A 15,541-nucleotide genomic window follows, 5' to 3' on the forward strand; every position below is an offset into this window, starting at 1 on the left:
TCAGTGCCCCGCCGACGCCGGCCCGGCCTTGGCCGCGAACGGCGGCTTGGCCAGCCATACCAGCAGAACCAGGCCAGCGAAAATCCACCCCATCAGGGTGAAGTAATCCACCGTCGACATCATGTACGCCTGGCTGCTGAGCATCCGCTCCAGCTGCGCATACGACTGCCCGCTCGCCCCGCCCAGCTGGTTCAACGCCTCACGGGTGGCCGGGTCAAAGGTGCTGATGTTCTCGCTCAGGTAGGCATGGTGCTGGTCCGCCCGGCGAATCCAGATCCAGGTGGTCAACGACGCGGCAAAACTGCCGCCCAGGGTCCGCAGGAAAGTCGCCAGCCCCGAGCCGTCGGCAATCTGCTGCGGCGGCAGGTCGGAGAGCAGGATGCTCAAGGTCGGCATGAAGAACAGCGCCACGCCGATGCCCATGAACAGTTGCACCAGGGCGATGTGCTGGAAGTCCACTTCGTTGGTAAAGCCGGCGCGCATGAAGCAACTGGTACCAATCGCCAGGAACGCCAGCCCGGCGAGCAAACGCAGGTCGAACCTGTGTGCGTACTTGCCGACAAACGGCGACATCAATACCGGCAACAAGCCGATGGGTGCCACCGCCAGGCCCGCCCAGGTGGCGGTGTAGCCCATCTGCGTCTGCAGCCACTGCGGCAGGATCAGGTTGATGCCGAAGAACCCGGCATAGCCGCCGACCAGCACGATGGTGCCGATGCGAAAGTTGCGGTGCACAAACAGGCGCAGGTTGACCACCGGGTGCTTGTCGGTCAGCTCCCAGATAATGAACACCGCCAGGAACACCAGCGAGATCAGGCTGCCGATGATGATGAAATTCGACTCGAACCAGTCCAGGTCATTGCCCTTGTCGAGCACGATCTGCAAGGCACCGACGCCGATGATCAGGCTCAGCAGGCCGATGTAGTCCATTGGCTGACGGCTGGTGCTGACCGGGCGGCTGCGCATCTGCTGGCGCACCACGGCAGCGGCGAACAGGCCGATCGGCACATTGATGAAGAAGATCCACGGCCAGCTGTAGCTGTCAGTGATCCAGCCACCCAGAATCGGCCCGGCAATCGGCGCCACCACCGTGACCATCGCCAATAGCGCCAGGGCCATGCCGCGTTTGGCCGGCGGATAGACCGCAATCAGCAGGGTCTGGGTCATCGGGTACAGCGGCCCGGCAACGATGCCCTGAAGCACGCGAAAGCCGACCAGCTCGGGCATCGACTGGGCGATGCCACACAGGAACGAGGCCAGCACGAACAGCAGCGTGGCCCAGATGAACAGCTTGACCTCGCCAAAGCGCCGGCTCAACCAGCCGGTCAGCGGCAAGGCAATGGCGTTGCTCACCGCGAACGAGGTGATGACCCAGGTGCCCTGCTCCGAGCTCACGCCGAGGTTGCCGGAAATGGTCGGCAACGCCACGTTGGCGATGGTGGTGTCGAGCACCTGCATGAAGGTCGCCAGCGACAGGCCGATGGTGGTCAACAACAGGCTCGGCGGCGTAAAGGAAGCCTGATTGCCGCTCATCGCTGCGCCGTCTTGCTGGAGCCTGCACTGTTGTCATGGATCAGCTTGGTGATCAGGGTATCGGCCTCGACCAACTGACGGTCGTACACCTGGGTGGCGAACGAAGCCTTCTGCGGCGGCTGCTGGGCCAGGACCGGGCCGCTCTGGTCGTGCAGGTCGACCTCGACCTGGGTCGACAGGCCGATGCGCAGCGGGTGCTTGGCCAGTTGCTCGGCATTGATATGAATACGCACCGGTACCCGCTGGACGATCTTGATCCAGTTGCCGGTGGCGTTCTGCGCCGGCAGCAGGGCAAAGGCGCTGCCGGTCCCGGCGCCGAGGCTGTCGATGCTGCCGTTGTACTTCACCTCACTGCCATACAGGTCGGCAACGATGTCTACCGGCTGGCCGATACGCATGTTGCGCAGCTGGGTTTCCTTGAAGTTGGCATCGATCCACAGTTGATCCAGGGGGATTACCGCCATGGTCGCGATACCCGGCTGCAGGCGCTGGCCCAATTGCACGGTGCGCTTGGCCACGTAGCCTGTGACTGGCGCCACCAGCGTGGTGCGGGCGTGGTTCAGATAGGCCTGGCGCAATTCAGCGGCGGCGGCCATCACCTCGGGGTGCGACGACACCACGGTGTCATCGACCAGCGCGGTGGTGGTGTTGAGTTGCTGTTTAGCATCATTCAAGGCGCTTTGCGCCGAAGACAGGTCGTCGCGGGCGTGGGACAGTTCTTCCTTGGAGATCGCCCCACCGGCGGCCAGGGTTTGGCGCCGATTGAAGTTCTCCTGAGCTTTTTTCAGCTCGGCCTGGCGCGCGGCCACCTGGGCCTTCTTGCCATCGACGTTGCTGTACAGGCCACGCACCTGGCGCACCGCACGCGCAAGCTTTGCCTCGGCGGCCTGCAGGCCGACCTCGGCATCGCTCGGGTCGAATTCGAGCAGCATCTGGCCTTCGTGGACCAGGTCGCCATCGTCAGCGCCGATGCTGACCACGGTGCCGGTGACCAGCGGGGTGATCTCCACCACGTTGCCGTTGACATAGGCATCGTCGGTCTCTTCGCTCCAGCGCCCGTAAAGCTCGTGCCAGGCCCAGACGCCAGCGCCGGCGACGACGATCAGCAACGCCAGGGCCAACAGCCAGGTCTTGCGCTTGCGCTGGTTGTTGAGGTCCTGCGTGGTGTCGTGCGCAGAAGAAGTAGTGGCCATTGCTAATACCTTGGCTGAGTGAATGGGTGAAATGGGCGCTTACTTGGCGCCTAGGCGCATGGCCGCCAGAGTGTCGCCGGAGGCCAGCAGCACCTTGCTCAGAATCGCTTCGAGGGTGGTCAGCTCGCCGGGATCGAGCACGCCCAGCAGTTCGTTCATCGCTGCAGCGCCAATCTCTGGCAAGCGGTCGGCCAGTTTCTGGCCCTCCTCGCTCAGCCCCAGGCGAATCTGCCGACGGTCGTCAGGGCAACGGCGGCGCACGATCAGGTCTTTCTGTTCGAGGCGGTCGAGCATGCGCGTCATCGAACCGCTGTCCACCGACAGGTAGCGGCACAGCTCGGCCGGGGTGTCGACGCCGTACTGGGCGACGATGATCAGCACCTTGAACTGCGCGGCGGTCACGCCATGGGGCTGCATATGGCTGTCGAGGATGCGGTCTTTGACCAGCGCGGTGCGGCCCAGAAGCATGCCGAGGGTGCAGTTCTGGAAGTTTTCCGGGGTGTAGTGCTGCATGGACACAGATACCTGCTTAGGCAGTAAGTTACATAATGTTACTGCTTAGGCAGCTAACGTCAAGGCATTAATTAGCTAGCTTATTATTTTGTCGATAGAAGGCAATCGCGGGGCAAGCCCGCTCCCACACTGTAGGAGCGGGCTTGCCCCGCGATCAGGCATTCAAAAGAAGTGATTAATCAGACCGGCACGCCGCTATGAAAGCGGAACTCTTCATCCGGGCTGCTGATCAGGTCGGCCTCGACCGCCCTGACCTTCTCCACCACCCGCTCGATATCTGCGCCATCGCCGTATTGATGGGCAAGCTTGAGATAACCCTGATAATGCCGTGCCTCGCTGTTGAGCAGGCCGTGGTAGAACTTGCCCAGTTCTTCGTCCAGGTGCGGCACCAGCGCGGCAAAGCGCTCGCAACTGCGCGCTTCGATAAAGGCACCGACCACCAGGGTGTCGACCAGCTTCACTGGCTCATGGGTGCGCACCACCCGGCGCAGGCCCGAGGCATAGCGCCCGGCCGACAACGGGCGCAGGGCAATCTTGCGCCGCTTCATCAGGCGCAACACCTGCTCGTGGTGCACCAGCTCTTCACGGGCCAGGCGCGACATCATGTTGATCAGGTCCAGGTGCGTGTTGTACTTGGCCATCAGGCTCAGCGCAGTGCTGGCGGCCTTGAACTCGCAGTTCTTGTGATCGATCAGCAGGGTTTCCTGGTCGGCAAGCGCCGCCTGGACCCAGGCGTCAGGAGTAGGGCAACCAAGGAAGGCTTCGATTTCGGGAATAAGGGACATAGGCTCACAAACAGGCAGGGCAAACGGCAAGACCGGCGATTATACCGGCAGTAGCGCCGATCACCAGTGAACTATGCTTGATACATATCAACGCCCGTTGCCGTTGGCGCCGACTATAGTCAGGCATTGGCCGCCATTTATGAAGGGAGTTCACGCTCATGCAAGAAGTACGCAGCATCCTGGTGGTACTGGATCCCGAGCACGCCCACAGCCAGGCGCTGACCCGGGCCAAACTGATCGCCGGCGTCACCGGTGCGCGCCTGCACCTGCTGATGTGCGACAAGAAACAGGACCATGGCGCCCTGCTCAGTCTGCTGGCCAGCCAACTGCATGATGACGGCTATGACAATGTGACCCACGAGCAGGCCTGGCATGACACCCTGCACGAGTCGATCATCGATGTGCAGCAGGCCGAAGGCTGCGACCTGGTGATCAAGGAGCATCGCCCGGACAACCCGCTCAAGCGCGCCCTGCTCACCCCCAGCGACTGGAAGCTGCTGCGCCAGTGCCCGTGCGCGGTGCTGATGGTCAAGAGCGAGCGGCCCTGGACCGGCGGGGTGATTCTTGCCGCCGTGGACGTCGGTAACCACGACGAGGCCCATCGCCTGCTGCACACCAGCATCATCGATCATGGCTACGCGATCGCCAGCCTGGCCAAGGGCGAGCTGCATGTGATCAGCGCCCATCCGTCGCCGATGCTGTCAGCGGCAGACCCGGTGTACCAGCTCAAGGACACCATCGAGCGCAAGTACCGCGAGGAATGCGCAGCGTTCCAGGCCGAGTTCGACATCAAGGACGAGCGCCTGCATGTGGCCGAAGGGCCCGCGGATGTGCTGATTCCCTTTACGGCGAGCAAGTACGGTGCAGTGGTGACGGTGATTGGCACAGTGGCCCGTACCGGGATTTCCGGGGCGCTGATCGGCAACACCGCCGAAGTGGTGCTCGATGCGCTGGAGTGTGATGTGCTGGTGCTCAAGACCGAGGAAGTGAAGGTGCACCTGACGGAACTGGCCAGAGGCTGAGGGCCTCATCGCTGGCAAGCCAGCTCCCACAGGGACTGCATGCACTGATCTTGTGGGAGCTGGCTTGCCAGCGATGGGCTGCAAAGCAGCCCCGGCTTTTAGCCCAAGGCATCCTTGAGAAACCCCGGCGCGATATAGCGCTGGTAATGGGCTTCGGACAGCAAGAAGAATTCCCGATCAATGGCATCGCGCAACTCGGGCAGCTCCCAGTCACGAAACTCCGGCAACAACACCATGCCGTAAGCGTCCAGCTCACGGATCACCCGCGCCCCGCGGGCAATCAATTGATACGCCCAGCAATATTCGGACTGGTGCGGCACGAAGCGGATCTTGCGCTGTTCCAGTTGCTGGCGCAGGCGCGTGGCATCAAAGACTTCAAGTTTGGCCACCATGACCTGCACCAGCAATTGCTCCAGGCGCAGCCACACCGCTCGCTTTTCATCTTCGTTGTAGCCGTTCCAGTTGATCACTTCATGGTGAAAACGCTTGCAGCCACGGCACACCAAGTCCCCGTAAACCGTGGAACAGAGGCCGACGCAAGGCGTTTTAATTGACTGATTGGACATGAAAAAATCGACAGCTTGGCGGTGGAACAGGCTGCCATGTTAGCCCTTTGTCTAACGAGGGTCACCCGCTAAAGTCATCCAGCGCGCCTTACCTTTATCGACTTTTTACCGTAGAATCACCCGGCCTTTTTAAGGCAGCAATGTCCGTTAGAAGCTGTTTTCAAAGCGTCACGAGCACAGTTCATCCGGTAGAACGGCGTTGGCCCGGGATATTCGCTTCGCGCATGTCCCGCGCCAGCCCTCATCAGCCTCCGTTCTACAGGCGTAAAACTTTGAAAGCAGCTTCTGTAAGGATTTCCTGCAACCCTGGCTACGCGGCCCAAGAAGCCGTATTGCGCACGGGTGCCGGAATTTCTGGATGAGCGTCCCGGACACCCATTTGGGACCACTGATGAGGGTAATAACTGTGCTTGAAGCCTACCGCAAACACATCGAAGAGCGTGCCGCCCAGGGTATCGTGCCCCAGCCGCTTAACGCCGAACAAACCGCAGGCCTGGTCGAGCTGCTGAAGAATCCCCCTGCTGGCGAAGAAGCAGTCCTCGTCGACCTGATCACCAACCGCGTTCCACCAGGAGTGGACGAAGCCGCCTACGTCAAGGCCGGTTTCCTTTCCGCCATCGCCAAGGGCGAAGCCAACTCGCCGCTGATCGACAAGAAGCGCGCCGTTGAGCTGCTGGGCACCATGCAGGGCGGCTACAACATCGCCACCATGGTCGAGCTGCTGGACAACGCCGAACTGGCCGCCGTCGCCGCCGAACAGCTCAAGCACACCCTGCTGATGTTCGATGCCTTCCACGACGTCGCCGAAAAAGCCAAGGCGGGCAATGCCCACGCCAAGGCCGTGCTGGAATCCTGGGCCGCCGGTGAGTGGTTCACCAGCAAGCCAGCCATCGCTGACAAGTACAGCCTGACCGTGTTCAAGGTCCCTGGCGAAACCAACACCGACGATCTGTCCCCTGCCCCGGACGCCTGGTCGCGCCCTGACATCCCGCTGCACGCCCTGGCCATGCTGAAAATGGCCCGTGACGGCATCGTGCCTGAGCAACAAGGCGCCATCGGCCCGCTCAAGCAGATCGAAGAAGTCAAAGCCAAGGGCTTCCCGGTGGCCTACGTCGGTGACGTGGTCGGTACCGGTTCCTCGCGTAAATCCGCGACCAACTCGGTGCTGTGGTTCTTCGGCGACGACATCCCGTACGTACCGAACAAGCGCGCTGGCGGCTTCTGCTTCGGCTCGAAAATCGCCCCGATCTTCTACAACACCATGGAAGACGCCGGCGCCCTGCCGATCGAGTTCGACGTGTCGAACCTGAACATGGGTGACGTCATCGACGTCTACCCGCACGCGGGCAAAGTCTGCAAGCACGGCAGCGAAGACGTCATCACCACCTTCGAACTGAAGACCCCGGTGCTGCTCGACGAAGTCCGCGCTGGCGGCCGTATCCCGCTGATCGTCGGCCGTGGCCTGACCGAGAAAGCCCGCGCCGAGCTGGGCCTGGGCCCAACCAACCTGTTCAAGCTGCCTGAAGCACCTGTCGACACCGGCAAGGGCTACACCCTGGCCCAGAAGATGGTCGGCAAGGCCTGCGGCCTGCCGGAAGGCAAAGGCGTGCGTCCAGGCACCTACTGCGAACCGAAGATGACCACCGTCGGCTCCCAGGACACCACTGGCCCGATGACCCGTGACGAGCTGAAAGACCTGGCGTGCCTGGGCTTCTCCGCCGACCTGGTCATGCAGTCGTTCTGCCACACCGCGGCCTATCCGAAGCCGATCGACGTCACCACCCACCACACCCTGCCGGATTTCATCCGCACCCGTGGCGGCGTGTCCCTGCGTCCAGGCGACGGCATCATCCACAGCTGGCTGAACCGCATGCTGCTGCCGGACACCGTCGGTACCGGTGGTGACTCGCACACCCGCTTCCCGATCGGCATCTCGTTCCCGGCCGGTTCCGGCCTGGTCGCCTTCGCCGCTGCCACCGGCGTCATGCCGCTGGACATGCCGGAGTCGGTACTGGTGCGCTTCAAGGGCAAACTGCAACCCGGCATCACCCTGCGTGACCTGGTCCACGCCATCCCTTACTACGGCATCCAGAAAGGCCTGCTGACCGTCGAGAAGAAAGGCAAGATCAACGCCTTCTCCGGCCGCATCCTGGAAATCGAAGGCCTGGACGAGCTGACCGTCGAGCAAGCGTTCGAACTGTCCGACGCCTCGGCTGAACGTTCGGCCGCCGGTTGCACCATCAAGCTGCCAGAAAAAGCCGTTGCCGAGTACCTGAAGTCGAACATCACCCTGCTGCGCTGGATGATCAGCGAAGGCTACGGCGATGCCCGCACCATGGAACGCCGCGCGCAAGCGATGGAAGCCTGGCTGGCCAACCCGCAGCTGCTGGCTGCCGACAAGGACGCCGAATACGCCGAGATCATCGAGATCGACCTGGCCGACGTCAAAGAGCCTGTGCTCTGCGCCCCGAACGACCCGGACGACGCCCGTCTGCTCTCCTCCGTACAGGGCGAGAAGATCGACGAAGTGTTCATCGGTTCGTGCATGACCAACATCGGTCACTTCCGCGCTGCCGGCAAGCTGCTGGACAAGGTCAAAGGCTCGATCCCGACCCGTCTGTGGCTGTCGCCGCCAACCAAGATGGACGCTCACCAGCTGACCGAAGAAGGCTACTACGGCATCTACGGCAAGGCTGGCGCGCGCATGGAAATGCCGGGCTGCTCGCTGTGCATGGGTAACCAGGCACGTGTTGCAGCGAACTCGACCGTTGTGTCGACTTCGACCCGTAACTTCCCGAACCGTCTGGGCGATGGCGCCAACGTCTACCTGGCCTCTGCCGAGCTGGCCGCTGTTGCCTCGATCCTGGGCAAGCTGCCAACCGTCGAAGAGTACATGGAGTACGCGAAGAACATCGACAGCATGGCTGCCGACGTTTACCGCTACCTGAGCTTCGACCAGATCGCCGAGTTCCGTGAAGCGGCTGCGAACGCCAAGATCCCGGTTGTTCAAGCGTAAGCTGACTTAGCGTGAAAAAAAGCCCCGCCAATTGGCGGGGCTTTTTATTGCCCTTTGAAAAGCATCGCTGGCAAGCCAGCTCCCACAGGTACTGTATGCACAGGACCACTGTGGGAGCTGGCTTGCCAGCGATGAGGCCCTCAGATCACGAACAAATCCACAAACCGCTGCACCGCCGTCGCCTCAAGCGCCGCCTGCTCTTTGCACAAGGCAAAGATCTCGGCGCTGCGCTGCCCGGTAAAACGCGTCGCCAGGTTGGCCTTGAACTTCTCTTCCAGCAATGGAATCCCCTCGGCCCGACGGCGACGATGGCCAATCGGGTACTCCACCACCACCTGCTCGGTGCTCGAACCGTCATTGAAAAACACCTGCACGGCATTGGCGATCGAACGCTTGTCGGCCTCCAGGTATTCACGGGTAAAGCGCGGCTCTTCGACGATCTCCATCTTCTCGCGCAGGCGGTCGATGATCGGGTGCGCGGCATGGAAATCATCTTCGTACTGCTCGGCCACCAGGTTGCCGAAAATCAGCGGCACGGCGGTCATGTACTGGATGCAGTGATCGCGGTCGGCGGCATTGGCCAGGGTGCCGACCTTGGAGATGATGCGGATTGCCGACTCATGGGTGGTAATGACGATGCGCTCGATGTCATGCAGACGGTTGCGCACCTGCGGGTGCAGGATCACCGCCGCTTCGCAAGCGGTCTGGGCATGGAATTCGGCAGGGAAGCTGATCTTGAACAGCACGTTTTCCATCACGTAACTGGCGTATTTTTGCGTCAGGCTGAAGGCGCGCTTGTCTTCAGGCTTGAGCGCCAGATCCTTGTTGGTATGACTGAACAACACATCATAAAAGCCCCACTGCGGCGCACTCAGCACCCCGGGAATACCCATCTCGCCACGCAGGGCGATATCGGCCAGGCGCACGCCACGGCTGGAAGCATCGCCCGCCGCCCAGGACTTGCGCGAGCCGGCATTCGGCGCATGACGGTAGGTTCGCAGGGCCTGGCCGTCGACAAAGGCATGGGAAAGCGCCGCAAGAAGCTGTTCGCGATTGGCGCCCATGAGTTTGGCGCACACGGCTGTCGAGGCGACCTTGACCAGCAGCACATGGTCGAGGCCGACGCGGTTGAAGGAGTTTTCCAAGGCAATCACGCCCTGGATCTCATGGGCCATGATCATCGCCTCAAGCACCACGCGCATGCTCAAGGGCGCTTCGCCATTGGCCACACGTTTTTGCGACAGGTGATCGGCCACGGCCAGGATACCGCCGAGGTTGTCCGAGGGATGCCCCCACTCGGCGGCCAGCCAGGTGTCGTTGTAGTCGAGCCAACGGACGATGCAACCGATGTCCCAGGCCGCTTTCACCGGGTCCAGGCGGTAGCTGGTACCCGGCACCCGCGCGCCGAACGGCACCACGCTCCCCTCCACCAGCGGCCCCAGGTGCTTGGTGCACTCCGGGAAGCGCAACGCCAGCAGGCCACAGCCCAGGGTGTCCATCAGGCAGTTGCGCGCCGTGTCCAGCGCCTCCGGCGATTCGACCTTGAACTCCAGGACATAGTCAGCGATATCCTGCAGCACCCGGTCGTAGTCGGGTCGGTTGTTCAGATCAACGTTGGCACTCATTTCATTTCTCTCTGTTGACGTCGGTAACAGGGAGCCAAGCGCCGCTACTGGTTAGAAGGCATCACCGGGTACCCGTACCCAGCCCTCCATCAGTACGCGAGCGCTACGGCTCATGATTGCTTTGGTGACAGTCCACTCGCCGTTCACCTGGCGGGCTTCGGCGCCAACGCGCAGGGTGCCCGAGGGGTGACCGAAACGTACGGCGCTGCGCTCACCACCACCGGCGGCGAGGTTGACCAGGGTGCCGGGCACTGCCGCGGCAGTACCGATGGCGACCGCGGCGGTGCCCATCATGGCGTGGTGCAACTTGCCCATGGACAGTGCCCGTACCAATAGATCAACGTCGCCGGCGGCCACGGCTTTACCGCTGGATGACTGATAAGCCGCCGGTGGCGCGACGAAGGCGACTTTCGGGGTGTGCTGGCGCTTGGCGGCTTCGTCGACATGCTCGATCAGGCCCATGCGCACCGCGCCATAGGCACGGATGGTCTCGAACCGGGCCAGGGCTTGCGGGTCGCTGTTGATCGCGTCCTGCAACTCGGTGCCGGTGTAACCGAGGGCCTCGGCCTGGATGAAGATGGTCGGGATGCCGGCATTGATCAGCGTGGCCTTCAGCGTACCGACACCGGGTACCACCAGGTCGTCGACCAGGTTGCCGGTGGGGAACATCGAGCCGCCCTCGCCGTCTTCATCGGCGGCCGGGTCCATGAATTCGAGCTGCACCTCGGCGGCCGGGAAGGTCACGCCGTCCAGTTCGAAGTCGCCGGTTTCCTGGACTTCGCCGTGAGTGATCGGTACGTGAGCAATGATGGTCTTGCCGATATTGGCCTGCCAGATGCGCACCACGGCCACGCCGTCGTGCGGGATGCGGCTGCTGTCGACCAGGCCGGCGCTGATGGCGAACGAGCCGACTGCCGCCGAGAGGTTGCCGCAGTTGCCGCTCCAGTCAACGAACGCGGTGTCGATCGAGACCTGGCCGAACAGGTAGTCGACATCGTGCTCGGGTTTGATGCTGCGCGAAAGGATCACGGTTTTGCTGGTGCTGGACGTCGCACCGCCCATGCCGTCGATCTGCTTGCCGTAGGGGTCGGGGCTGCCGATCACCCGCAGCAGCAGCGCGTCACGGGCGGGGCCCGGGATCTGCGCGCTTTCGGGCAGGTCGTCGAGGCGGAAGAACACGCCCTTGCTGGTGCCGCCACGGATGTAGGTGGCGGGGATTTTGATCTGGGGTACGTGAGCCATGGTTGAGTTGTCCTGTGAGTGCTTTGGGGGAGCTATCGCGGGTCAAGCCCGCTCCCACTGAACTGTGGGAGCGGGCTTGACCCGCGATGAGGCCCTACCTCAAACGGCCGCCGATTCAAGGAAGTCCTGGGCAAAGCGCTGCAGCACCCCGCCCGCTTCGTAGATCGACACTTCTTCGGCGGTATCCAGGCGGCAGGTCACCGGCACCTCGACGCGCTCACCGTTGGCCCGGGTGATGACCAGGGTCAGGGTCGCCCGCGGGGTCCGCTCGCCGAGCACGTCGAAGGTCTCGGTGCCGTCGATGCCCAGGGTCTTGCGGTTGGCGCCCGGCTTGAACTCCAGCGGCAACACGCCCATGCCCACCAGGTTGGTGCGGTGGATACGCTCGAAACCCTCGGCCACGATGGCCTCGACACCGGCCAGGCGCACGCCCTTGGCCGCCCAGTCACGGGACGAGCCCTGGCCGTAGTCGGCGCCGGCGACGATGATCAGCGGCTGCTTGCGCTGCATGTAGGTTTCGATCGCCTCCCACATGCGCGTGACCTTGCCTTCCGGCTCGATACGCGCCAGCGAACCCTGCTTGACCTTACCGCCTTCCTGGACCATTTCGTTGAACAGTTTCGGGTTGGCGAACGTTGCGCGCTGCGCGGTCAGGTGGTCGCCGCGGTGCGTTGCGTAGGAGTTGAAGTCTTCCTCCGGCAAGCCCATTTTCGCCAGGTACTCACCGGCGGCGCTGTCGAGCATGATGGCGTTGGACGGCGACAGGTGGTCGGTGGTGATGTTATCCGGCAGCACCGCCAACGGACGCATGCCCTTGAGCGTGCGCTCGCCGGCCAGCGCGCCTTCCCAGTACGGCGGGCGACGGATGTAGGTGCTCATCGGGCGCCAGTCGTACAGCGGGGTGACCTTGGGCCCGGTGTCTTCCTGCACGGCGAACATCGGGATGTAGACCTGGCGGAACTGCTCGGGCTTGACCGCCGCCTTGACCACCGCGTCGATCTCTTCGTCGCTTGGCCAGATGTCTTTCAGGCGGATTTCCTTGCCGTCGACCACGCCCAGCACGTCTTTCTCGATGTCGAAACGGATGGTGCCGGCAATCGCATAGGCCACCACCAGCGGCGGCGATGCCAGGAACGCCTGCTTGGCGTACGGGTGGATGCGGCCGTCGAAGTTGCGGTTGCCCGAGAGCACGGCGGTGGCGTACAGGTCGCGGTCGATGATCTCTTGCTGGATGGCCGGATCAAGGGCGCCGGACATGCCGTTGCAGGTGGTGCAGGCAAAGGCGACGATGCCAAAACCGAGCTGCTCCAGCTCGTCATCCAGGCCCGCCTCTTTCAGGTACAGGGCCACGGTTTTCGAGCCCGGTGCCAGCGACGACTTCACCCACGGCTTGCGCACCAGGCCAAGCTTGTTGGCGTTGCGTGCGAGCAAACCGGCGGCAATCACGTTGCGCGGGTTGCTGGTGTTGGTGCAGCTGGTGATGGCGGCGATGATCACCGCGCCATCGGGCATTTGCCCCGGCACTTCCTCCCACTGGCCGGCGATGCCCTTGCTCGCCAGGTCGCTGGTGGCGACCCGGGCGTGCGGGTTGGACGGCCCGGCCATGTTGCGCACCACGCTGGACAGGTCGAAGCGCAGCACCCGCTCGTACTCGGCATTGGCCAGGCTGTCGGACCACAGGCCTGCGACCTTGGCGTAGGTTTCCACCAGCTTGACCTGCGCGTCTTCACGGCCGGTGAGCTTGAGGTAGTCGATGGTCTGCTGGTCGATGGAGAACATCGCCGCGGTGGCGCCGTATTCCGGGGCCATGTTGGAGATCGTTGCACGGTCGCCCAGGGTCAGGGCGCGGGCGCCTTCGCCGTAGAATTCCAGGTAGGCGCCAACGACTTTTTCCTTGCGCAGGAATTCGGTCAGGGCCAGTACCACGTCGGTGGCGGTGATGCCCGGCTGCGGCTTGCCCGAGAGCTCGACGCCGACGATTTCCGGCAGGCGCATCCACGACGCGCGGCCGAGCATGACGTTCTCGGCTTCGAGGCCGCCGACGCCGATGGCGATCACGCCCAGGGCATCGACGTGCGGGGTGTGGCTGTCGGTGCCGACGCAGGTGTCCGGGTAGGCCACGCCGCGCTCGGCGTGAATCACCGGCGACATCTTCTCCAGGTTGATCTGGTGCATGATGCCGTTGCCCGGCTGGATCACGTCGACGTTCTTGAACGCCTTCTTGGTCCAGTTGATGAAGTGGAAGCGGTCTTCGTTGCGGCGGTCTTCGATGGCGCGGTTCTTCTCGAACGCCTGCGGGTCGAAACCACCGCATTCCACTGCCAGGGAGTGGTCGACGATCAGTTGCACCGGTACCACCGGGTTGACCTGGGCCGGGTCACCGCCACCGTCGGCGATGGCGTCGCGCAGGCCGGCCAGGTCCACCAGCGCGGTCTGGCCGAGAATGTCGTGGCACACCACGCGGGCCGGGAACCAGGGGAAGTCGAGGTCGCGCTTGCGCTCGATCAACTGGCCCAGCGAGGCATTGAGGCTGGCCGGGTCGCAGCGGCGCACGAGGTTTTCCGCCAGGACGCGCGAGGTATAAGGAAGACGGTCATAGGCGCCGGGCTTGATCGCATCGACGGCCGCGCGGGCGTCGAAATAATCCAGGCCAGTGCCCGGCAGGTTCTTGCGAAATTCACTATTCATGGCACAGGGACTCAATCACGGTAAGGTCGAAAGCCAGCTACAAGCCCCAAGCCACTAGCGGCAAGCAAAGCAGATGAGTGGTGCGTCAGCATTTACTGCCGGGGCACATCCCTGCTGTTACTTGCAGCTTGGCGCTTCAAGCTTGCAGCTCGGCCTAGTCTCAGCGTTGTTCGATTGGCACGAACTTGCGCTGTTCGACGCCGGTGTACTCGGCGCTCGGGCGGATGATGCGGTTGTTGGCACGCTGCTCGAATACATGCGCCGCCCAGCCGGTCAGGCGCGAGCAGACGAAGATCGGGGTGAACAGCTTGGTCGGGATGCCCATGAAGTGGTACGCCGAGGCATGGTAGAAGTCGGCGTTGGGGAACAGCTTCTTCTGCTCCCACATGGTCTTGTCGATGGCTTCGGACACCGGGTACAGCACAGTGTCGCCCACCTCATCGGCAAGCTTCTTCGACCAGGCCTTGATCACTTCGTTACGCGGGTCGGACTCTTTGTAGATGGCATGGCCGAAGCCCATGATCTTGTCCTTGCGCGCCAGCATCTGCAGCAGCTCGGTCACCGCTTCCTGCGGGCTCTGGAAGCGCTCGATCAGCTCCATCGCCGCTTCGTTGGCGCCGCCGTGCAGCGGGCCGCGCAGCGAGCCGATGGCGGCCGTGACGCAGGAGTACAGGTCAGACAGGGTCGAGGCGCAAACCCGGGCGGTGAAGGTCGAGGCGTTGAACTCGTGCTCGGCGTAGAGGATCAGCGAGACGTTCATCACCTTGACGTGCAGCGCGCTCGGCTTCTTGTCATGCAGCAGGTGCAGGAAGTGGCCGCCAATGGTGTCTTCATCGCTGCTGCAGTCGATGCGCACGCCATCGTGGGTGAAGCGGTACCAGTAGCACATTACCGCCGGGAACAGCGCCAGCAGGCGATCGGTCTTGTCGTGCTGCTGCTCGAAGGTCAGCTCCGGCTCCAGGGTGCCGAGCACCGAACAACCGGTACGCATCACGTCCATCGGGTGGGCGCTTGCCGGGATGCGCTCAAGCACTTCTTTGAGCGCCTGCGGCAGGTCACGCAGGGTTTTCAGCTTTTGCTGGTACTGGGCCAGCTGCGCCTTGCTCGGCAGCTCACCGTACAGCAGCAGGTAGGCGACTTCTTCAAACAGCGCGTGCTCGGCCAGGTCGCGCACGTCGTAACCACGATAGGTCAGGCCGGCACCGGCCTGGCCCACGGTCGACAGTGCGGTTTGCCCGGCCACTTGACCACGCAGGCCGGCACCACTGAGTACTTTTGCTTCGGCCATTGTCTTTCTCCTTTCTTGAATTTGTTATGGAATCTCAGGCTGATCGCGGGGCAAGCCCGCGCCTACAGAG

At 63.0% G+C, this 15,541-nt stretch carries 11 protein-coding genes; 2 read left to right on the forward strand and 9 right to left on the reverse strand.

Annotation, left to right across the window (positions count from 1 at the left end):
• The 4 genes from KHO53_RS01245 to KHO53_RS01260 form a co-directional block, all read right to left on the reverse strand.
• Positions 1-1,533 (reverse strand): DHA2 family efflux MFS transporter permease subunit, encoded by a 1,533-nt coding sequence (locus KHO53_RS01245; RefSeq protein ID WP_100782390.1) that lies wholly within the window; start codon positions 1,531-1,533, stop codon positions 1-3.
• A complete protein-coding gene (locus KHO53_RS01250) occupies positions 1,530-2,726 on the reverse strand; it encodes an HlyD family secretion protein (RefSeq protein ID WP_010222516.1) in 1,197 nt (398 codons plus the stop codon). Before KHO53_RS01250 ends, KHO53_RS01245 begins: the two co-directional genes overlap by 4 nt.
• A gap of 39 nt (positions 2,727-2,765) precedes the next feature.
• Positions 2,766-3,239, reverse strand: a complete 474-nt coding sequence (locus KHO53_RS01255; protein ID WP_010222517.1) for a MarR family winged helix-turn-helix transcriptional regulator — start codon at positions 3,237-3,239, stop codon at positions 2,766-2,768.
• A 179-nt stretch (positions 3,240-3,418) separates the two neighbouring features.
• On the reverse strand, positions 3,419-4,024 hold the full coding sequence (locus KHO53_RS01260; protein ID WP_213569879.1) for a MiaE family protein: 606 nt from the start codon (positions 4,022-4,024) through the stop codon (positions 3,419-3,421).
• 158 nt (positions 4,025-4,182) lie between these two features.
• Here KHO53_RS01260 and KHO53_RS01265 point away from each other — a divergent pair, with 158 nt between their 5' ends.
• A complete protein-coding gene (locus KHO53_RS01265) occupies positions 4,183-5,046 on the forward strand; it encodes a universal stress protein (protein WP_036996349.1) in 864 nt (287 codons plus the stop codon).
• 98 nt (positions 5,047-5,144) lie between these two features.
• On the opposite strand, the gene KHO53_RS01270 is transcribed toward KHO53_RS01265, so the two are convergent.
• Positions 5,145-5,612, reverse strand: a complete 468-nt coding sequence (locus tag KHO53_RS01270) for a DUF1289 domain-containing protein (protein ID WP_010222520.1) — start codon at positions 5,610-5,612, stop codon at positions 5,145-5,147.
• 406 nt (positions 5,613-6,018) lie between these two features.
• Here KHO53_RS01270 and acnB point away from each other — a divergent pair, with 406 nt between their 5' ends.
• A complete protein-coding gene (gene acnB / locus KHO53_RS01275; RefSeq protein WP_010222521.1) occupies positions 6,019-8,628 on the forward strand; it encodes a bifunctional aconitate hydratase 2/2-methylisocitrate dehydratase in 2,610 nt (869 codons plus the stop codon).
• A gap of 140 nt (positions 8,629-8,768) precedes the next feature.
• On the opposite strand, the gene prpD is transcribed toward acnB, so the two are convergent.
• The 4 genes from prpD to prpC form a co-directional block, all read right to left on the reverse strand.
• Positions 8,769-10,253, reverse strand: coding sequence for a 2-methylcitrate dehydratase (prpD, locus tag KHO53_RS01280; RefSeq protein ID WP_213569880.1), 1,485 nt, complete (start codon positions 10,251-10,253; stop codon positions 8,769-8,771).
• A 51-nt stretch (positions 10,254-10,304) separates the two neighbouring features.
• Positions 10,305-11,495, reverse strand: coding sequence for a 2-methylaconitate cis-trans isomerase PrpF (prpF, locus tag KHO53_RS01285; protein WP_010222523.1), 1,191 nt, complete (start codon positions 11,493-11,495; stop codon positions 10,305-10,307).
• A gap of 99 nt (positions 11,496-11,594) precedes the next feature.
• Positions 11,595-14,183: a Fe/S-dependent 2-methylisocitrate dehydratase AcnD gene (acnD, locus tag KHO53_RS01290; protein ID WP_036996357.1), complete on the reverse strand. Its 2,589-nt coding sequence runs from the start codon at positions 14,181-14,183 to the stop codon at positions 11,595-11,597.
• A gap of 160 nt (positions 14,184-14,343) precedes the next feature.
• Positions 14,344-15,471 carry a bifunctional 2-methylcitrate synthase/citrate synthase gene (gene prpC / locus KHO53_RS01295; RefSeq protein ID WP_010222525.1) on the reverse strand — a complete coding sequence of 376 codons (1,128 nt, stop codon included), beginning with the start codon at positions 15,469-15,471 and terminating at the stop codon, positions 14,344-14,346.
• Between the last annotated feature and the right edge of the window lie 70 nt (positions 15,472-15,541).

Origin of the sequence: Pseudomonas sp. RC2C2 (genome assembly GCF_018390435.1) — a bacterium.
Classification (GTDB): Bacteria; Pseudomonadota; Gammaproteobacteria; order Pseudomonadales; family Pseudomonadaceae; genus Aquipseudomonas; species Aquipseudomonas donghuensis.